The following is a 19,334-nucleotide window of genomic DNA, read 5'->3' on the forward strand; positions in this document are numbered from 1 at the left end:
AAAGCCTCAGCCGCCAGCCTTCAACGCGTCCAAACGCCCCTTCAACAGGGTGTATTCCGGATCGCTCGGCTTGAACTGGGCGATCAGCTTGCCCCAATGGGCGGCGGCCTCGTCCCGGCGGCCCGACATCATGGCGTCGAGGCCGAGCAGCCACAGCGCATCCTTGTTCTCCGGCTCCGCCTTCAGCGCCAGGCGCAGGGCGGAGGTCGCCTCCTCGGGCAGGGGCTTTGGCGTCTCGTTGCGCGGCTGGGTCTGCAGCACGGCGTTGGCGTAGACCACCTGCACGTCGGCGCGGTCCGGCGCCCGTTCGCGCGCCTTGCGGGCGGCCTCCAGCGCCTTGTCCGGTTCACCCAGCACACCATAGGAGCGGGCGAGCTTCAGCCACCCCTCGACGTCCGACGGGTCGGCGTCCAGCTTGGCGGCGAGGCTGGAGACCATGCCGCGGATCATCTCGTCCTGGCTCTGGCCCTCGGACACCTGTCCGTTCTGGCCGGGCTGGCCCTGGGCCATCGGACCGGCGGGCTTCTGCTCGGCCGGCAGCGGCTGCGGCGTCACCTTGGTGGGATCGAGGTCCAGGGCAATCGCGGCCTCGCGGATCTGGTCGCGCAAGACCGGGACCCACGGCGCGTCGGCCGGCGATTCCGCCATCAGCGAGGCCCAGCGGTCGAGAGCGTCCTTGCGGTCGCCGGCCTGGTAGCGGGCGAGCGCCGCGAAGAAGCGGGCGCGCGGGTCCTTCGGCTCCTTCGCCAGCACGGCGTCGAAGGCCTTCACCGCCTCTTCCCCGACCATGCCATCGTTGGCCGACACCAGCGTCTCGCCGAACAGTCCCTGCAGCTCCACATCGTCCCCGTTCAAGGCGACGGCGCGGCGCAGGGCATCCGCCGCGTCGGCGTTGCGGCCCATCTTGGCATAGGCCTGACCCAGGATCAGCCAGCCCTGCAGGTCGTTCGGATTCTCCGCCAGCTGCGCCTTCAGCTTGTCCATCGCCGCCAGCACGGTCTTTGGCGGGCCGCCGCGTTCCTGTTCCAGATTGCGCGACGCCAGCGGCTGCGCCGGCAGATCCGGGCGCCCATACAGGCCATAGACGCTGAGCGCGCCCAGCGGCAGCACCAGCGCCAGCAGCACCGCCAGCACGCGCGCACTGCGCGGGGTCGCGGGAGTTGCGGCGGAACCGCTTTTCTCGGCGGTCGCCAGCATGCGCCGCGCGATTTCCGCCTTGGCGGCCTCGGCCTGGGCGTCGTTGATCAGGCCGCGTGCGCGGTCGCGCTCCAGCTCGTCCAGCTGGTCGCGATAGACCTCGCGGTCGAAGGCGTCGCGATCGGGAGCGGCGGCACCGGACCGCAGCAGCGGCGGCACGATCAGCAGCAGCACGGCCGCGGTCAGGACGGCGGCGAGAATCCAGAACAGCATCAGTCGTCTTTCCGCAGCAGGGCATCCAGCCGCCGCCGCTCATCCGCGCTCAGGGGAGCGGTGTCGGCGCCGGCGGCCACACCCCGCCGCCCGCGCAGGAACAGGAAGGTGCCGATCGCCCCCAGCAGCAGCACGGCGAAGGGGCCGATCCACAGCACCAGCGTGGTGGCCTTGAAGGGCGGGCGCAGCAGCACATAGTCGCCGTAGCGGTCGGTGACGTACTCCATCACCTTGGCGTCGCTGTCGCCGGCCTGCAGCCGGTCGCGCACCAGAACCCGCAGGTCGCGAGCGAGCGGCGCGTTGCTGTCGTCGATCGACTGGTTCTGGCAGACCAGGCAGCGCAGTTCCTGGCTGATGGCGCGCGCGCGGGATTCCAGCGCCGGGTCCGGCAGGACCTCCTCCGGCTGGACGGCAAGGGCGGGGGTCAGCGCCGGCAGGGTGACCGACAGCGCCAGCAGGGCGGCAAGAAGGGCGCGTTTCATCAGCCCTGCCTCAGATGCTTGACCATGGGGAGAAGCTGCTCCTCCACCACCTGCGGGGTCAGCGGGCCGACATGCTTGAAGCGGATTCGGCCCTGGCGGTCGATCAGGTAGCTTTCCGGCACGCCGTACACGCCCCAGTCGATCGACACCCGGCCGTCCTGGTCGGCGCCGATGGCGGCGTAGGGGTTGCCGTTGCGCGCCAGCCAGATCAGCGCGTCCTCCGGCTTGTCCTTGTAGTTGATGCCGAAGACCGTCACCCCCTGCTCCCGCGACAGGCGGGTGATGACGGGATGCTCCGCCTTGCAGGGAATGCACCAGGAGGCGAAGACGTTCACCAGCGTTACGTCCCCCTTCAGCTTGGCCGAGGACAGGCCGCCCGTCGCCGGCTGCCCCGGGATGGCCGGCAGCTCGAAGGTCGGCGCCGGCTTGTCGATCAGGGCCGACGGGATGTCGCGCGGGTCGCGCTGGAACCCTAGGTAGAAGGCGATGCCCACCCCGATGAACAGCAGGAAGGGCAGCAGGTACAGAAGGCGGCGCATGGTGTCTTGGTCCTCATTCGGCCGGTAGCGGAGCCGACTTGCCGGCCGTGCGGCGGCGTTCAGGCGCGCCGATGCGGAACCGGCGGTCGGTCAGGCTCACCAGTCCGCCCAGCATCATCCCCGCGCCGCCGATCCAGATCCACGGCACCAGCGGGTGGTGGTAGATGCGGACGATCCAGGCGGTGCCGTTCTGCGTCGGGTCGCCCAGCGCCACATACAGGTCGGAGAAGACCGTGGTGTGGATGGCCGATTCCGTGGTCGTCATCCGGGTGGTGCTGTAGCTGCGGCGTTCCGGCGTCAGCGTGGCGATGGGCCGTCCGTCGCGGGTGACGGTGAAGACGCCGCGTTCGGCCTTGAAGTTCGGGCCGTCGACCAGCCCGATGCTGTCGAAACGGAACTCGTAGCCTGCAACGGCGGCCTGGTCGCCCGGCTTCATCGCCGTGATCGATTCCGTCTGCCAGGCCGAGGTGCCGGTCATGCCGAGGATCGACAGCCCGACGCAGGCGTGCGCGATGGTCATGCCCCAGGCGCTGCGCGGCAGATGCACGGCGCGGTGCCAGCTGTTGCGGAAGGAGGTGCGGAACAGGGCGATGCGGTCGGCGAACTCCACCAGCGAGCCGACGAAGGCCCAGGCGGCGAGCGCGATGCCCACCAGCGCCAGCAGCGGCCCGCCGCCCGCCTTGACATAGGCGGTGACGGCGACGGCGATCACCACGGCGACCCCGGCGATCCACAGCCGGCTCAGCGCCGCCCACAGATCCGCCCGCTTCCAGGACAGGAAGGGCCCCACCACCATGGCGACGATCATCGGGATGGCGACGGGGATGAAGGTGGAATTGAAGAAGGGGGCGCCGACCGACACCTTGCCCAGGTTCAGGATGTCGAGGAACAGCGGATAGAGCGTGCCGATGAACACCGTCGCCGTCGCGGTGGACAGCAGCAGGTTGTTCATGACCAGCGCGCCCTCGCGGCTGATCGGCGCGAACAGACCGCCGGCCTTCAGCGACGGCGCGCGCAGGCTGTAGAGCAGCAGAGAGCCGCCGGTGGCGATCGCCAGCAGCACCAGGATGAAGACGCCGCGCTTGGGATCGACCGCGAAGGCATGGACCGAGGTCAGGATGCCGGAGCGCACCAGGAAGGTGCCCATCAGCGACAGCGAGAAGGTGACGATGGACAGCAGGATGGTCCAGCTCTTCAGCGCGTCGCGCTTCTCCACCACGATGGCGGAGTGCAGCAGCGCGGTGCCGGCCAGCCAGGGCATGAAGGACGCGTTCTCCACCGGGTCCCAGTACCACCAGCCGCCCCAGCCCAGCTCGTAATAGGCCCACCAGGAGCCCATGGCGATGCCCATGGTCAGGGTCGACCACGCCGCCAGCGTCCAGGGCCGCACCCACCGCGCCCAGGCGGGATCGACCCGCCCCTCGATCAATGCGGCGACGGCGAAGGAGAAGGCCATGGAGAAGCCGACATAGCCGGCATAGAGGAAGGGCGGATGGAAGGCGAGGCCGGGGTCCTGCAGCAGCGGGTTCAGGTCGTTGCCGTCGAGCGGCGCCGGGATCACGCGGATGAAGGGGTTGGACGTCGCCAGGATGAACAGCAGGAAGCCGACCCCGATCAGCCCCTGGACCGCCAGCACGCGCGCCTTCAGCGTCGGCGGCAGGTTGCGCCCGAACATGGCCACGGCGGCGCCGAAGACCGTCAGCATGACGATCCACAGCATCATCGAGCCCTCGTGGTTGCCCCAGACGCCCGACACCTTGTAGAGCATCGGCTTGGCCGAGTGGCTGTTCTGCACCACGTTCAGCACGCTGAAGTCGGACACCACATGCGCCCAGGTCAGGGCGGCATAGGCGACCAGCACCAGCAGCATCTGGGCGATGGCCGCGGGCACCGCGACGTTCATCCAGGCACCGTTGCGGGTGGCGGCGCCGACCAGCGGCGGCACCGACTGCACCAGCGCGACGAAAAGCGCCAGCACCAGCGCGTAATGGCCGAGTTCGGGGATCACGGTCCCGCTACTCCTTCTTCGCGGTCTTCGTCTCGGACTCCGCCGGGTTCTTGTAGACGCCGGCCTGCTTCAGCGCCTCCGACACCTCGGGCGGCATGTAGTTCTCGTCATGCTTGGCCAGGACCTCGCGCGCGACGAAGACGCCGCCGGTCAGCTTGCCCTCGGCCACCACGCCCTGGCCCTCGCGGAACAGGTCGGGCAGCTGGCCGCGATAGCGGACGTCGATGGTGTGGGCGGTGTCGGTGACCCGGAAGGAGGTGGTGAGGCCGTCCGGCGTCTTCTGCACGCTGCCTTCCTCGACCAGCCCGCCCAGGCGGAAATTGCGGTCGCCCACCTGCTGCGTCTGCAGCTGGGTCGGGCTGTAGAAGAAGACGATGTTGTCCTGGAAGGCGGTCAGCGCCAGGGCGGTCGCCGAGCCCAGCCCCAGAAGGGCGAGGCCCAGCATGTAGAGGCGGCGTTTCTTGCGGGTCATCCTTCGCTCGCTTCCGCCGGCGTTCCGGCGTTCTGATCGGCCGTCTTCCGGCCGGCGTTGCGGGTGCGGCGGCGGGCCGGGCGGGCGCTTTCCAGCGCCTTCAGCGTCGCCTCGGCGTTGCGCAGCCCCTTCCAGGTGGCAACCAGCAGGCCCAGCAGGACAAGGGTGGCGATGCCGTAGGCCGGCCAGACGTAGGCGGCGTACCCGCCCATGTGGAGGAATTCGTTCATCGTCTTGTCCCTGCGTCCTCAGCCCTGCATCCCGTCCGTCACCGCGCCGTCGCCGGCAACTGACAGCCGCAGCGTCTGTATCTTGCGCTGGGCGATCTCCGTGCGCACGCGCAGCAGGACCACCGACAGGAAATAGGCGGTGAAGGCACCGGCCATCACCAGAAGCGGCGTCAGCATGGTGGGGTCGATGCTGGGGCCGCCCATGCGCACGACGCTGGCGGGCTGATGCAGCGTGTTCCACCAGTCGACCGAGAACTTGATGATCGGCACGTTGACGATACCGACCAGCAGCAGGACGTTGCCGGCCTTCGTGCCGCGCTGCGGATCGTCGAAGGCGTTCACCAGGGCCATGTAGCCCAGATACAGGAAGAACAGGATCAGCACGCTGGTCAGCCGCGCGTCCCACACCCACCAGGTGCCCCACATGGGCGCTCCCCACAGCGACCCGGTCACCAGGCACACGAAGGTGAAGCCGGCGCCGATGGGGGCGGCGGCCTTGGCGAACAGGTCGGCCAGCGGGTGCTTCCACACCAGACCAACCGCCGCGGCGACGGCCATGTTGGTGTAGACGAACAGGCTCATCCAGGCGGCGGGAACATGGATGTACATGATCCGCACCGTCTCGCCCTGCTGATAGTCGGGCGGCGAGCCGAACAGGCTGAGCCACAGCCCGAGGATCGTCAGGATCACGGTCGCCCCGGCGCACCACGGCAGAAGCACGGCCGACAGGCGCAGGAAACGGGCGGGATTGGCGAAGCGATGCATAGAACGATGGCCCCGGTACAAGTGACCTTGGTCAGGCTTGCGGACGATATAAGCGCATGTATGGCGGACTGCGAGGGGTTTCGCCTTGATCTCGGTCAGGAAGAACCGCCATTCGTTCGTACTCTGACACCAAGGTATGAGAGGTCCCAAGCCCCTGGAGGCACTCGGTTCATTGGCTGTATGGACGCCGGGGGAGGGGATTTTCATCCCTTCCCGCCGGCGGATCTTTTTTCGGTCAGGCGGCCAGTTCCTCCCGCATCCCCTCGCCCAAGGCCGCCCGCATCGCCCCGGCGATCAGGTCGAAATCGCGGGGGCTGACCGGCAGCAGGCCGAAGCGGAAGGGATAGCCCCAGTTCCGCACCCCGGCGGTCAGCTCCAGCCGGTCCAGCAGCGGCTGGATCGGTGCCTCCTCCGCCGGCCACCAGGACACGTCGCGCCGGAAGGGGATGAAGCCGCCGCCCATGTCGAATTGGTAGGGCTCTCCCGCCAGGACGGTGCCGATGGCGGTGAAGGACTTCAGCCCGTCCGCCGCGCCGAACCGGTCGGTGGGGGAGTAGTAGGCGACCCGGTCGCCCGGCCGGATCCGCCGCAGCGGCGCCGCCTTGCCGTGGCAGACCTGCATGAAGCCGCCGGCCCGGCCGCGCCGCACATGCTCGGCGCTGGCCACCGCGATCCAGCTGCCGGTGCGTGTGCTGCCGGTGCGCGTGCCGCCGCTCACGACCGCACCTGTTCGGACTGGTTCTCTTCCTGATGGGGGGCGAACACGCGGAGCCGGTGGCCGTCGGGGTCGCGTGCAACGAAGGTATGACCGAAATCCATCGTGGTCGGCGGCTGCAGGATGGTCAGGCCGCGGGCGCTCCAGTCGGCGTGGAGGTCGCGCACCGCGGCCTCGTCGGCGACGGTGAAGGCGATCTCGCTGCCTCCCGGCAGGGTCGCGGCCGGCTCCACCGTATGGCGCGACCACAGGCCCAGCATCAGCCCGTCGCCCGCCTTGAACATGGCGAAGGTGGGGGAGGCCTCCACCGGCGGCCGGCCCAGCAGGTCGGCATAGAAGGCGGCGCTGGCGGCCGGGCTGTCGACATGGAGCAGGACGAAATCGAGCGCGAGCTTGGCGGCGGGCTTGGCAGTGGTGGGCTTGGCAGTGGCGGTGGTTGCGGTGGCGGTCATGGCTGGCTCCGGTCTTGAAGGGATGGGGTGGGGCGGCCGGTTGGTTCCGTTCGCCGCCCTCACCGGCACAGCCAAGACTAGGCCGACATGCTGACAGTTTCCGTCAGCATGGTGTCAGCTCCACCCCGTTCCTTATTGCGGAATGCCCTCCGCCGCGCGCCATTCCTTCAGCATCGCCTGCCGGCGGCGGGGATAGCGGGTGTCGCTGGCGGTCAGCGCCAGGATGCGGTCGGTGCGGAAATGGCGGAAGGACTGGCGCAGTTCGCACCACGCCACCATCACCCGCACCCGGTCGAAGAAGCCGAGCGCGAAGGGCCAGACCATGCGCCGGCTTTCCGACCCGTCGCGGTCGCGATAGGCGATCTCCAGCTTGCGCTCCGCCCTGATGGCGGTACGGATGGTCGCCAGCTCTGCATCGCCAGCTGAAACGTCGTTATCGCCTCCGGCGATGGGCTCGCCCGGCCCGACCAGCAGGGTGGAGCCGTCCAGCCCCTCGCGCTTGTCCGGCGGCAGCACCGCGGCGATCTTGGCGAGCGCGTTGCGCGCCGCCCCGCCCAGCCGGCTGTCGCCGCGGTCCACCACCCAGCGCGACCCCAGCACCAGCGCCTCGACCTCCTCCTCGGTGAACATCAGTGGCGGCAGCAGGAAGCCGGCGCGCAGCAGATAGCCGACTCCCGGCTCCCCCTCGATCATCGCGCCCTGTGCCTGCAGGGTGGCGATGTCGCGATAGAGCGTGCGCAGGCTGACCCCCAACTCGCCGGCAAGCGACTTGCCGCTGACCGGCTGGCGATGCCGCCGCAGAACCTGCATCAGATCGAGGAGACGTTCGGCGCGCGACATGGTACCGGAGGGAAAGGGACGAGAGGCGCGGTGGAAAGCACCGCTTGTTCGGGGGTGTTCACCCGGTTCGGCCAAGCATACTGTCGCGGTGGTTGAGGCTCAATCCAGAGGAACTGATGAAGACCATCCTTATCACCGGCGGCGGGCGCGGGATCGGAAAGGCCATTGCCCTGCTGGCCGGCAGCCGCGGCTGGTCGGTCGGCATCAACTATGTCGGCAACGAAACCACCGCCCGTGAAACGGCCGACGCGGTGCGGGCGGGCGGCGGACGGGCCGTGACGCTGCGCGGAGACGTGGCGGTCGAGGCGGATGTCGTCGCCATGTTCGAGGCGGCGGAACAGCAGCTCGGGCCGCTCGACGGCGTGGTGGTGAACGCCGGCATCGTCGCACCATCCTGCCCCTTGACCGAAATGAGCGCCGAGCGGATGCGCCGGGTGTTCGAGGTGAACGTCTTCGGGGCCTATCTGTGTGCGCGCGAGAGTGCGCGCCGTCTGGCACCGCGGGGGGTGGGGTCGATCGTTCTGATGTCCTCCGCGGCGGCCCGGCTCGGTTCGCCCTTCGAGTATGTGGACTATGCCGGATCGAAGGCGGCGCTGGACACGTTGACGGTCGGGCTGTCGAAAGAGCTGGGACCGCAGGGTGTCCGCGTTAACGCGATCCGCCCCGGTTTGATCGACACGGAAATCCACGCCAGCGGAGGCCAGCCCGGCCGCGCACAGCGCCTGGGCGTCAACGCTCCGCTCGGGCGGGCCGGGCGAGCGGAGGAGGTGGCCGAGGCCGCCATCTGGCTGCTGAGCGATGCCGCATCCTACACGACCGGGGCGATCCTTGACGTATCGGGCGGACGCTGACGGCGCCGCAGAAAGAAAAAAGCCCCGGCTCCTGCGAGCCGGGGCTTTTTCGTTACCCGAACCGGGAGAGACGGATCACTCCGCCTTCTTGGTCAGGTCTTCGCCGGTAGCCTGGTCGACCTGCTTCATCGACAGCTTGACCTTGCCGCGGTCGTCGAAGCCGATGACCTTGACCTTCACCGAGTCACCCTGCGACACGACGTCCGACACCTTGCCGACGCGCTGCTGCGCCAGTTCGGAGATGTGGACGAGGCCGTCGCGCGAGCCCAGGAAGTTCACGAAGGCGCCGAAATCGACGACCTTCACGACCTTGCCGGTGTAGACGACGTTCATCTCCGGCTCGGCGACGATGCCCTTGATCCACTCGATGGCGGCGTCCGACTTCTTCTGGTCGACCGCGGACACCTTGACGGTGCCGTCGTCGTCGATGTCGATCTTGGCGCCGGTCTGCTCCACGATCTCGCGGATCACCTTGCCGCCGGAGCCGATCACGTCGCGGATCTTCTCCTTCGGGATGTTGATCACGGTGATGCGCGGGGCGTTCTCGTTGACGCCTTCGCGGGCGCCGGTCAGCGCCTTGGACATCTCGCCCAGGATGTGCAGGCGGCCGTCCTTGGCCTGGCCCAGCGCGATCTTCATGATCTCCTCGGTGATCGAGGTGATCTTGATGTCCATCTGCAGCGCGGTGACGCCGACTTCCGTGCCGGCCACCTTGAAGTCCATGTCGCCCAGGTGGTCTTCGTCACCCAGGATGTCCGATAGGACGGCGAAGCCGTGGTCTTCCTTGATCAGGCCCATGGCGATGCCGGCGACCGGACGCGCCAGCGGGGCACCGGCGTCCATCAGCGACAGCGAGGTGCCGCAGACGGTGGCCATCGAGGAGGAGCCGTTGGACTCCGTGACTTCCGACACGACGCGCAGCGTGTAGGGGAAGTCTTCCTTCTTCGGCAGCAGCGGGTGGATCGCGCGCCACGCCAGCTTGCCGTGGCCGATCTCGCGGCGGCCCGGGCTGCCCATGCGGCCGGCTTCACCCACCGAATACGGAGGGAAGTTGTAGTGCAGCATGAAGTGCTCGCGGTACTCGCCCTCGAGCGCGTCGATGATCTGCTCGTCCTGGCTGGTGCCCAGCGTGGTGACGACCAGCGCCTGGGTCTCGCCGCGGGTGAACAGGGCCGAACCGTGGGCGCGCGGCAGCACGCCGACTTCCGACACGATCGGGCGCACGGTCTTGGTGTCGCGGCCGTCGATGCGGCGGCCGGTCTTCAGGACGGCGCCGCGCAGGATGTCGGCCTCCAGCTCCTTGAACTCGAAACCGATGGACTGGGCGTCGAATTCCTCGGCCAGCGTCTCGAGCGCCTTCGCCTTGGCGGCGCCGACCTTCTCGTAGCGGGACTGCTTGACCGTCTCGGTGTAGGCGGCTTCCACGTCCGACCCGACGGTCTCGCGCAGGCGGGCCTTCAGGGCCTTGCGGTCGTAGGCCGGCTCCGGCAGGTCCCACGGCTCCTTGGCGGCTTCCTCGGCCAGGTCGATGATCATGTTGATCACCGGCTGGAAGTTGGTGTGGCCGAACATGACGGCGCCCAGCATGACCTCTTCGGTCAGTTCCTTGGCTTCCGATTCGACCATCAGCACGCCTTCGACGGTGCCGGCGACGACCAGATCCAGGTCGCTGTCCTCGACCTCGTCCATGGTCGGGTTCAGCACATACTGGCCGTTCTTGTAGCCGACGCGGGCGGCGCCGATCGGGCCCAGGAACGGGATGCCGGAAATCGTCAGGGCGGCCGAGGCGCCGACCATCGCCACGATGTCCGGATCGTTCTCCAGATCATGGCTCAGCACGGTGCAGACGACCTGCGTCTCGTTGCGGAAGCCATCGGCGAACAGCGGACGGATCGGGCGGTCGATCAGGCGGCTGACCAGCGTTTCCTTCTCGGTCGGACGGCCTTCGCGCTTGAAGAAGCCGCCGGGGATCTTGCCGGCCGCGAACGCCTTTTCCTGGTAATTGACGGTCAGCGGGAAGAAATCGACGCCCGGCTTCGGCGCCTTGGCGGCGACGGCGGTGCACAGGACGGTGGTGTCACCATAAGTGACCAGAACCGCGCCGTTGGCCTGACGGGCAATCTTGCCCGTTTCCAGGACCAGCTTGCGCCCGCCCCATTCGATTTCTTTACGATGAACAGTAAACATGGATTTTTTCCTTCCATCCGACACCCTGCAACGGCCGGATTGCCGCCCAAGGCCGGGGCCATCGGTCGTAGGACCCCGCGAGAAAACTGGAGATATGGTGTTCGACAACAGCACTGAACGAATCAAGATAGAGGCGTTGCGGATGCAAAAAAGGCCGGTCCCCGAATGATCGGGCCGGCCTGTCCGTTACGAAACGCTCAAGATCGAGTTTCTATTGCCAATAACCAATGAGGTGTTCCGGAACGATACAGGTGGACGACGAATACGGTATTCGACTTCATGGCCCGCTGATTTGGGGAAACCCCCGGCCGGTGGCCGGCCAGGGGAACCCGAACCCGTCAGCGGGACGGCGCTGCCGTTAGCGGCGCAGGCCCAGACGCTCGATCAGAGCGGCGTAGCGCGACTGATCCTTCTTCTTCAGGTAGTCGAGCAGACGGCGGCGCTGACCGACCATCACCAGCAGACCACGGCGGGAGTGGAAGTCCTTCTTGTGGCCCTTCAGGTGCTCCGTCAGGTTGCTGATCCGCTCCGTCAGGATCGACACCTGGACCTCGGGCGAACCGGTGTCGTTGGTGCCGCGGGAAAATTCCTTGATCAGCTCTTGCTTGCGCTCGGGCGTAATCGACATCGGGGTCTCCTAAATCACGTGAGGTTGAGCACGCGCACCGGACGGACCTCCGCCCCCTCGACACGGGCCAACGCCACCGGCGTTCCGCCGAAAAGCGCAATGACGGTGCCATCCCCACCGTCAGCACCCTGAACCGCCATCAGCCGTTCACGATCCTGCCGGGTGAGGAGAGCCACCGTCTGGCCGTGCCTCAGTCGGTGCGCTTCCGCTTCCGTCAGGGCCAGCGCCGGGATGTCGTCCAGCGCGGTCTCAATCGGCAACAGAAGTCGTTCGACGGCCGCACCTTGCTCCATGGCGGCCAGTTCGTCCAGGGAAATCGCGCGGTCCAGCGTGAAGGACCCGACGCGCAGACGGCGCAGAAGCCCGACATGGCCGACCGTGCCCAGCGTCTCCGACAGGTCGCGGGCCAGCGAGCGGACGTAGGTGCCCTTGCCGCAATCCACCTCGAACACCGCATGGTCGGCGTCGGGTTCCTCGACCAGTTCGAAGCGGTCGATGCGCACGGTGCGGGCGGCGAGATCGACCGCGTCGCCTTCGCGCGCGATGTCGTAGGCACGCTCGCCGTCGATCTTGATGGCGCAGAATTGCGGCGGCACCTGCTGGATCTCGCCCAGGAAGGCGGGCAGGGCAGCGCGGATCGCCTCGGTGGTCGGCCGGTGGTCGGAGCGGTCGATCACCGCGCCTTCCCGGTCGTCGGTGGTCGTCCGCTCGCCCCAGCGGATGGAGAAGCGGTAGGTCTTGGCGCCGTCCATGGCGTAGGAGACCGTCTTGGTCGCCTCGCCCAGCGCGATCGGCAGGATGCCGGTCGCCAGCGGGTCCAGCGTGCCGCCATGCCCGGCCTTCTCGGCGTTCAGCAGGCGGCGCACCTTCGACAGCGCCTGGGTGGAGGTCATGCCCTCGGGCTTGTCCAGCACGATCCAGCCATGGATCGGCGTGCCCTTGCGCTTACGAGCCACGACGGCCGCCCCGGCTCACGTCGTCGCTTTCGCCCTTGTCCTCGCCTTTATCCTCGTCATCGAGCATGGCGCGGTCGTCATCCTCGAGGTCGTCGTCCTCGTCAGACTCATCGGGACCGAGATCGTCCTCCTCGTCCCAGGAATCGTCCTCATCCTCGTCATGGTCGTCGTCGCCGTTGACCCGGCCCAGCGGGTGGCCGCTCAGGTCGCGGGCGACCTCCGGGCTGTGCAGGATGCTGTCGATGCGGTGGGCGTAGTCGAAGGAGGTGTCGCCTTCGAAGCTCAGCGTCGGGGCGTGGCGCAGGTTGACCATGCGCGCGACCTGTCCGCGCAGGAAGGCGGCGGCCCGCTTCAGGGCGACCTGCGCCTCCTCCATCCGCTCGCCGCCCAGCGTCGAATAGAAGACGGTGGCGTTGGACAGGTCGGGGCTGATCCGCACCTCGGTGACCGTGACGTTCAGCGAGGCCAGCTCCGGGTCGTGGAAGTCACCGCGGCGGAACAGGTCGGCAAGCGCGTGGCGCACCTCCTCGCCGACGCGCAGTTGCCGTTGGGACGGGGGCTTGCCGGCGATGAACGCGCCGCGCTTCTTGCTGGCCATGGTACGTGTCTTTCGTCGATGTCTCTTGCCGGGCTGCTTCAGCTCACCGGCCGATCACACACATATGGGAGCTGTCGGTCTTCCACCCCAACCGCCGCCCGCTGGGCAGGCTTAAGGCGGTGGCGATCACCCCAATATAGGAACAGGGCGCAGGACTGATCCCGCGCCCCGCAAAACCAAAAAGGCCACCCGATCCTTCCCGGCGGGAAACCGGAAGGGATCGGGCGAACCGAACAGGTCACAGCTCGCGAGCGATTTCCTCGATCTCGAAAGCTTCGATCTGATCGCCGGCCTGGATGTTGTCGTAGTTCTCGAAGGCCATGCCGCACTCGTAGCCCTCGCGCACTTCCTTGACTTCGTCCTTGAAGCGCTTGAGCGTCTTGAGCGTGCCTTCGTGAATGACGACGTTGTCGCGCAGCAGGCGGACGCCGGCGCCGCGCTTGACGACACCCTGCGTGACCATACAACCGGCGACCTTGCCGACCTTCGTGATGTTGAACACCTCGCGGATGGTCGCGTAGCCGATGAAGCGTTCCCGCAGCGTCGGAGACAGCAGACCGGTCAGCGCCGCCTTCACGTCGTCGATCACGTTGTAGATGATCGAGTAGTAGCGGATTTCGACGCCGTCGCGCTTGGCGAGGTCGCGGGCCTGCGGGTTGGCGCGGACGTTGAAGCCGATGATCATCGCGTTGGACGCATTCGCCAGCGTGATGTCGGACTCGTTGATCGCACCGACCGAGTTGTGCAGGACGCGGACCTTGACCTCGGTGTTCTCGGCTGTGAGCTTCTCCAGCGAGCTGGCGATGGCTTCGATCGAGCCCTGCACGTCGCCCTTGATGACGACCGGCAGTTCCTTGGCCTCGCCGGCCTGGATGCGGCTGAACATGTCCTGCAGCGAACCGCGGGCGGAGGCCGCAACCACCGCTTCGCGCTTCTTGCGCTGGCGGAACTCGGCGATCTCGCGGGCACGGGCTTCGGACTCGACGACGGTGAAGTCGTCGCCGGCCATCGGCGTGCCGTTCAGGCCCAGGACCTCGACGGGGACGGCCGGGGCCGCCTCGTTGACGTTCTGGCCGCGGTCGTTGATCAGCGCACGGACGCGGCCCCATTCGGCACCGGTCACGAACACGTCACCGACCTTCAGCGTGCCGCGCTGGACCAGCACGGTGGCGACCGAACCACGGCCACGCTCCAGCTTCGCCTCGATGACGACGCCTTCGGCGGCGCGCTCGGGGTTGGCCCGCAGCTCCAGGATTTCGGCCTGGAGGAGGATCGCCTCTTCCAGCTTGTTCAGGTTGCGCTTGGCCTTGGCCGACACTTCGACGTCGAGAACGTCGCCGCCCATCTCCTCGACCACCAGCTCGTGCTGGAGCAGTTCCTGACGGACGCGCTCCGGCTTGGCATCGGGCAGGTCGCACTTGTTGATGGCGACGATGATCGGAACCTTGGCCGCCTTGGCGTGGCGGATGGCTTCGATCGTCTGCGGCATGACGCCGTCGTTGGCGGCGACCACCAGCACGACCACGTCGGTGACGTTGGCACCGCGGGCACGCATCTCGGTGAAGGCGGCGTGACCCGGCGTGTCGATGAAGGTGATCTTCGCACCCGACTCCAGCTGCACCTGATAGGCGCCGATGTGCTGGGTGATGCCGCCGGCCTCGCCCGACACCACGTCGGTCTGGCGCAGCGCGTCGAGCAGCGAGGTCTTGCCGTGGTCGACGTGGCCCATGATGGTGACGACCGGCGGACGCGGCACCAGGACGGCACCCTCTTCCTCGGTGGCACGCAGGCCGATCTCGACGTCGGACTCCGACACGCGGCGGACGCGGTGGCCGAACTCGGTGATGACCAGTTCGGCGGTATCGGCGTCGATGGTCTGGTTGATGGTCGCCATGACGCCCATGCGCATCAGCGCCTTGATGACGTCGGCGCCACGCTCGGCCATGCGGTTGGCCAGCTCCTGGACGGTGATGACCTCCGGCAGGACGACGTCGCGGGTGACCTTCGCGGTCTCCTGACGGCTCATCTGGCGCAGGCGTTCACGCTCGCGGGCACGGCGGACGGCAGCCAGCGACCGGGTGCGGTCGCCGCCGTCGTCGCTGAGCGCCTGGGAGACGGTCAGCTTGGTGCCCTTGCGGCGGTCGGCGCCGGCGGGAGCCTTGGCGGCCGGACGGGCCGGAGCGGCCTTGGCCGGGGCGCCGCCACGGCCACCCTTGCGACGGTTGTCCTCCTCCTCCTCGACGGCGCGGGCCGGCGGGGCGCCGGCACCCGGCGGGGTACGGCCGGGAGCGGCGTCGCCGGCAGGACGGGCGGAAGCACCACCGGGGCGCTGGTCGCCGGCAGGACGGGCACCGGCGGGACGGGCACCGTCGCGGGCTGCGCCATCGCGGCCACCGTCGCGGCCGCCATCACGGCGGGCCGGCGGTTCGGCGTCGCGGCGCTTGGCCTCCTCGGCTTCCTTGCGCTTGGCCTCTTCCTCCTTGCGGCGGCGTTCGGCCTCTTCGGCGACCTTGCGATCTGCTTCCTGAATGGCGCGCATCTCGTCCAGCTCGCGCTGGCGCAAGGTCTCGGCGTCCAGAATGATCGGCGGCATTTCCGGCGCGGTCTGGGCCGGAGCTTCAGCGGCGGCCGGAGCGGCGGCTTCGGAGGGGGCGGCCGGAGTGACTTCGGGCTCTTCGGCAGCGCGGGCCTCGGCCTCGGCGGCGCGGGCTTCGGCGCGCACCGCTTCTTCCTCGGCCTCGATCCGGCGCTGCTCTTCGAACGCCGCGGCGCCGCGAAGGGCACGCAGGCGCGATTCCAGCTCCTCGCGGGTCAGCTGGCGCCCGGCAGGGGCACCGCCACCGCGGGGCCGTTGGCCCTGCGCACCGCGCATGGGCAGGCCCTGGGCAGCTTGACGCGCGGCGGCGCCGCCGTCTGCGACGCCGGGCACGGCGCCCTTTTCAACATGACGCTTGCGCTTGACCTCTACGGTCACCGCTTTTGACCGGCCATGGGAGAAGCTCTGCCGGACCTGGGTCTCGACCGGCTTCTTCGACTCCAGCTTTCCTTTGCTGGCGCCGGTTAGGTGCAAGACTTTCTTCTGGTCCTGGTCGTTGCTGTCGGTCATCGGTTCCCGAATGGTCAGACGTTACATCGCAGGCCGGCCGGCCGTATCGCCGACTCCCAAGCCCTTATCAGAATCCTGGTGCGCATCCCGATCCCCTTGGGGACCTTTCAGGTCCAGGTGCCCCCGGGGACCTTTCAGCCCCCTCAAGCGTGCCGCTTCGCGGACCAGCCCAGCGGCCAGCCTGCCTCGCGCCACCACGGCATGCACCGCGTGATCGCGTCCCAGCGCCGCGGCCAAGGCCGAGGACTCGAACAGATCGATCACCGGCAGCGACGGCGCGAGCGCCGTCACCTTGCCGCGCTGGTCCAGCGAGCCGTCCGCGGCTTCGACCAGCAGGGCCGGCGGGGGACCCGCACGGCCGACCTGGTTGGCCCTCAACGCCTCGCGCACCTTTTCGTATCCTGCCAGGACGTGGCCGGCACGGCGGGCAAGGCCCAACGCGTGCAGACAACGCCGTTCCAGCAGCCGTTCCAGCCTTTCGGCCAGATCGGGCGGTACTTTCACCGCCCGGCGGGCCGCCTTGGCAAAAACGGATTTCCCCATGGCTTTCGCCAGGGCATCCCTGTCGGCCGTGACCCAAAGGCCGCGACCGGGCAGACGTTCCTCCAGGTCCGGCACCACCTCGCCGTCGGGGCCGATCACGAAGCGGATCATGCCCTCTTTCGGCCCGACCGTACCCGACGCGATGCAGCGGCGCAGAGGCCCCTTCTCGTCGTCGGCCGGCAGGCGGTCCGTCCCGGCACCTTCGTCCTGTGCCAATTCCTGATCCGGCACCGCATCCGCGGCGGCGGTCGGTGTCCGTTCGTCGTTCCGTTCGGTCATCCGATCGTCATCCGCTCGCGCGGTCCCGAATAATGGTTCCTGTCGGGCGCAGTTCCAACCGGCATTGCTGCCGGTCAGGCCTGCGCGCCCTGACCGCCGGCGCTGCCATCTGCCGCAGGGGCCGCGGCGGCGCCGTCCTCTTCCTCACCCTCGAACCAGTGGGCGCGCGCGGCCATGATGATCGCGTTCGCTTCCTCTTCGGTGGGAGCGTCCTTGGCGCCGTCCTTGCTCAGGATCTCCACCAGCTCGTCGCCGGCCAGATCGGCCAGATCGTCCAGCGTCTTTACGCCGTTCTCGCCCAGCTTCACCAGCTGCGTGGCGGTGAAGCCGGTCAGCTCGGCGACGATGTCCTCGACGCCCAGTTCCAGGCGACGCTCGTTCGCCTGCTCGTCCTGCACTTCCAGGAAGGCGAGGGCGCGCTGCTTGAGCTCGTCGGCGACCGACTCGTCGAAGCCTTCGATCTCGGCCAGTTCCTCGGTCTCGACGAAGGCGATCTCCTCGACCGAGGTGAAGCCTTCGGCGACCAGCAGGTGGGCGATCACGTCGTCGACGTCCAGGGCCTGCATGAACAGGGCGGAGCGGTTGTGGATTTCCTCCGACCGGCGCTCCGACTCTTCCTGTTCGGTCAGGATGTCGATGTCCCAGCCGGTCAGCATCGAGGCGAGGCGCACATTCTGGCCGCGGCGGCCGATGGCCAGCGACAGCTGGTCGTCGGGCACCACCACCTCGATGCGGCGGTTGTCGTCGTCGAGCACGACCTTGGCGACCTCGGCCGGGGCGAGCGCGTTGACGACGAAGGTCGCCGCCTCGCCCGACCACGGGATGATGTCGATCTTCTCGCCCTGCAGCTCGCCGACGACCGCCTGGACGCGGCTGCCGCGCATGCCGACGCAGGCGCCGACCGGGTCGATGGAGCTGTCGTTGCTGTGGACGGCGATCTTCGCACGGCTTCCCGGATCACGGGCGACCGCCCGGATCTCGATGATGCCGTCGTAGATTTCCGGCACTTCCTGGGCGAACAGCTTCGCCATGAACATGGGATGCGTGCGCGACAGGAAGATTTGGGGCCCGCGCGGTTCCTCGCGGACGTCGTAGATATAGGCGCGCACGCGGTCGCCGTTCTTGAAATGCTCGCGTGGCAGCAGCTCGTCGCGGCGCAGGATCGCTTCGGCGCGGCCCAGGTCGACGGTGACGTTGCCGTATTCGACGCGCTTGACCAGACCGTTGACGATCTCGCCGTTGCGGTCCTTGTACTCGTTGAACTGGCGCTTGCGCTCGGCGTCGCGCACCTTCTGCACGATCACCTGCTTGGCGGTCTGGGCGGCGATGCGGCCGAAATCGATCGGCGGCAGCGGGTCGACCAGGAAATCGCCGATCTTGGCGCCGGCCTTGCGGCGCTGGGCGTAGGGCAGGGTGACCTGCGTCGCCTCGTTCTCCACCGTCTCGACCACCTCCAGGTGGCGGGTCAGATGGATGTCGCCGGTCTTGCGGTCGATCCGGGCGCGGATGTCGTGCTCGTGGCCGTACTTGGAGCGGCCGGCCTTCTGAATCGCCTGCTCCATCGCCTCCAGGACTTCGTCCCGGTCGATGTTCTTTTCGCGGGCGACCGCGTCAGCGACTTGCAGCAATTCCATCCGTTACACTTCCTGGCTCGGTCTTGTGTGATGCCGGTCTTGCGTGATGTCCGGTCGGTTCGGCGGGATATCGGTTCGGCTTTCGGGGGCGGGCATCCTGTCGGCGTGTCCTTGGCGGACCCGGGCCGTCAGTTTTGCGGGCCCTCCTGCTGCTCCTGGCTGGCGCGGATCAACTCGTCCGTCAGCACCAGCTTGGCGCGCAGGATGTTGTCGAACTCCAGCCGGGCCGGTCCCTGTTCGGTGTCGACGCACACGAGGCCGTCCTCGACGCCCTTCAGCATGCCCTTGAAACGCTTGCGGCCGTCGATGGCCATGCGGCTCTCCAGCCGGGCTTCGAAGCCGGCGAAGCGCTCGAAATCCTTGAGGCGGGTCAGCGGCCGGTCGATGCCGGGCGAGCTGACCTCCAGCGTGTAGGCTTCGCGAATCGGGTCTTCCACGTCCAGCAGGGCCGAGACGGAGCGGCTGATGTCGGCGCAATCCTCGACAGTCATGGGCGCGCCGTCGGCGCGCTCAGCCATGATCTGGAGAATCGACCGCTGGCCGCCTGAGATCTGAACGCGCACGACCTCATAGCCCATGGCTTCGACCGACGGCGTGATGATCTGTTCGATGCGACCTGTAGCGTCCATTCCACCTAAC

Annotated in this window: 18 protein-coding genes and 1 pseudogene; 1 reads left to right on the forward strand and 18 read right to left on the reverse strand. The window is 68.2% G+C overall.

The window, feature by feature from the left end:
- Positions 1-6: 6 nt before the first annotated feature.
- From ccmI to ACWPKK_RS12760, 10 genes are all read right to left on the reverse strand, one after another.
- On the reverse strand, positions 7-1,410 hold the full coding sequence (gene ccmI / locus ACWPKK_RS12715) for a c-type cytochrome biogenesis protein CcmI (protein WP_452004412.1): 1,404 nt from the start codon (positions 1,408-1,410) through the stop codon (positions 7-9).
- On the reverse strand, positions 1,410-1,892 hold the full coding sequence (locus ACWPKK_RS12720; protein WP_324867221.1) for a cytochrome c-type biogenesis protein: 483 nt from the start codon (positions 1,890-1,892) through the stop codon (positions 1,410-1,412). Before ACWPKK_RS12720 ends, ccmI begins: the two co-directional genes overlap by 1 nt.
- Positions 1,892-2,431, reverse strand: a complete 540-nt coding sequence (locus ACWPKK_RS12725) for a DsbE family thiol:disulfide interchange protein (RefSeq protein WP_452004415.1) — start codon at positions 2,429-2,431, stop codon at positions 1,892-1,894. Before ACWPKK_RS12725 ends, ACWPKK_RS12720 begins: the two co-directional genes overlap by 1 nt.
- A 13-nt stretch (positions 2,432-2,444) precedes the next feature.
- Positions 2,445-4,439, reverse strand: a complete 1,995-nt coding sequence (locus ACWPKK_RS12730) for a heme lyase CcmF/NrfE family subunit (RefSeq protein WP_452004418.1) — start codon at positions 4,437-4,439, stop codon at positions 2,445-2,447.
- 7 nt (positions 4,440-4,446) lie between these two features.
- A complete protein-coding gene (gene ccmE / locus ACWPKK_RS12735; RefSeq protein ID WP_149223723.1) occupies positions 4,447-4,911 on the reverse strand; it encodes a cytochrome c maturation protein CcmE in 465 nt (154 codons plus the stop codon).
- On the reverse strand, positions 4,908-5,141 hold the full coding sequence (gene ccmD, locus ACWPKK_RS12740) for a heme exporter protein CcmD (protein WP_324867230.1): 234 nt from the start codon (positions 5,139-5,141) through the stop codon (positions 4,908-4,910). The genes ccmE and ccmD overlap by 4 nt, the downstream gene beginning before the upstream one ends.
- Before the next feature lie 18 nt (positions 5,142-5,159).
- Positions 5,160-5,906: a heme ABC transporter permease gene (locus ACWPKK_RS12745; protein ID WP_324867232.1), complete on the reverse strand. Its 747-nt coding sequence runs from the start codon at positions 5,904-5,906 to the stop codon at positions 5,160-5,162.
- A gap of 235 nt (positions 5,907-6,141) precedes the next feature.
- Positions 6,142-6,624 (reverse strand): EVE domain-containing protein, encoded by a 483-nt coding sequence (locus tag ACWPKK_RS12750; protein ID WP_452004422.1) that lies wholly within the window; start codon positions 6,622-6,624, stop codon positions 6,142-6,144.
- Complete coding sequence (locus tag ACWPKK_RS12755; RefSeq protein ID WP_452004425.1) at positions 6,621-7,073, reverse strand: VOC family protein; 453 nt, start codon at positions 7,071-7,073, stop codon at positions 6,621-6,623. The genes ACWPKK_RS12750 and ACWPKK_RS12755 overlap by 4 nt, the downstream gene beginning before the upstream one ends.
- A 132-nt stretch (positions 7,074-7,205) precedes the next feature.
- Entirely contained in the window at positions 7,206-7,913 is a 708-nt protein-coding gene (locus ACWPKK_RS12760) for a helix-turn-helix transcriptional regulator (RefSeq protein WP_452004428.1), read from the reverse strand.
- Positions 7,914-8,029: 116 nt separating this feature from the next.
- Here ACWPKK_RS12760 and ACWPKK_RS12765 point away from each other — a divergent pair, with 116 nt between their 5' ends.
- The gene (locus ACWPKK_RS12765) at positions 8,030-8,764 is read left to right on the forward strand and encodes an SDR family oxidoreductase (protein WP_452004430.1); all 735 of its coding nucleotides are present in this window, start codon (positions 8,030-8,032) and stop codon (positions 8,762-8,764) included.
- 75 nt (positions 8,765-8,839) lie between these two features.
- Here the strand turns inward: ACWPKK_RS12765 and pnp are convergent, their stop codons facing one another.
- From pnp to rimP, 8 genes and pseudogenes are all read right to left on the reverse strand, one after another.
- A complete protein-coding gene (pnp, locus tag ACWPKK_RS12770; protein ID WP_063635661.1) occupies positions 8,840-10,951 on the reverse strand; it encodes a polyribonucleotide nucleotidyltransferase in 2,112 nt (703 codons plus the stop codon).
- A gap of 358 nt (positions 10,952-11,309) precedes the next feature.
- Positions 11,310-11,579, reverse strand: coding sequence for a 30S ribosomal protein S15 (gene rpsO / locus ACWPKK_RS12775; RefSeq protein ID WP_014249210.1), 270 nt, complete (start codon positions 11,577-11,579; stop codon positions 11,310-11,312).
- Positions 11,580-11,593: 14 nt separating this feature from the next.
- Complete coding sequence (gene truB, locus ACWPKK_RS12780; RefSeq protein WP_452004434.1) at positions 11,594-12,535, reverse strand: tRNA pseudouridine(55) synthase TruB; 942 nt, start codon at positions 12,533-12,535, stop codon at positions 11,594-11,596.
- Positions 12,536-12,665: 130 nt separating this feature from the next.
- A pseudogene (rbfA, locus tag ACWPKK_RS12785) lies at positions 12,666-13,133 on the reverse strand (30S ribosome-binding factor RbfA); the annotation flags it as partial.
- Between the two features lie 238 nt (positions 13,134-13,371).
- Entirely contained in the window at positions 13,372-16,239 is a 2,868-nt protein-coding gene (gene infB, locus ACWPKK_RS12790; protein ID WP_452004437.1) for a translation initiation factor IF-2, read from the reverse strand.
- A 21-nt stretch (positions 16,240-16,260) separates the two neighbouring features.
- Positions 16,261-17,061 (reverse strand): RNA-binding protein, encoded by an 801-nt coding sequence (locus tag ACWPKK_RS12795; RefSeq protein ID WP_324867249.1) that lies wholly within the window; start codon positions 17,059-17,061, stop codon positions 16,261-16,263.
- Between the two features lie 74 nt (positions 17,062-17,135).
- A complete protein-coding gene (gene nusA, locus ACWPKK_RS12800) occupies positions 17,136-18,695 on the reverse strand; it encodes a transcription termination factor NusA (RefSeq protein WP_452004440.1) in 1,560 nt (519 codons plus the stop codon).
- Between the two features lie 128 nt (positions 18,696-18,823).
- On the reverse strand, positions 18,824-19,324 hold the full coding sequence (gene rimP, locus ACWPKK_RS12805; protein ID WP_194913331.1) for a ribosome maturation factor RimP: 501 nt from the start codon (positions 19,322-19,324) through the stop codon (positions 18,824-18,826).
- Positions 19,325-19,334 lie beyond the last annotated feature (10 nt).

The organism is Azospirillum largimobile, from assembly GCF_977007025.2.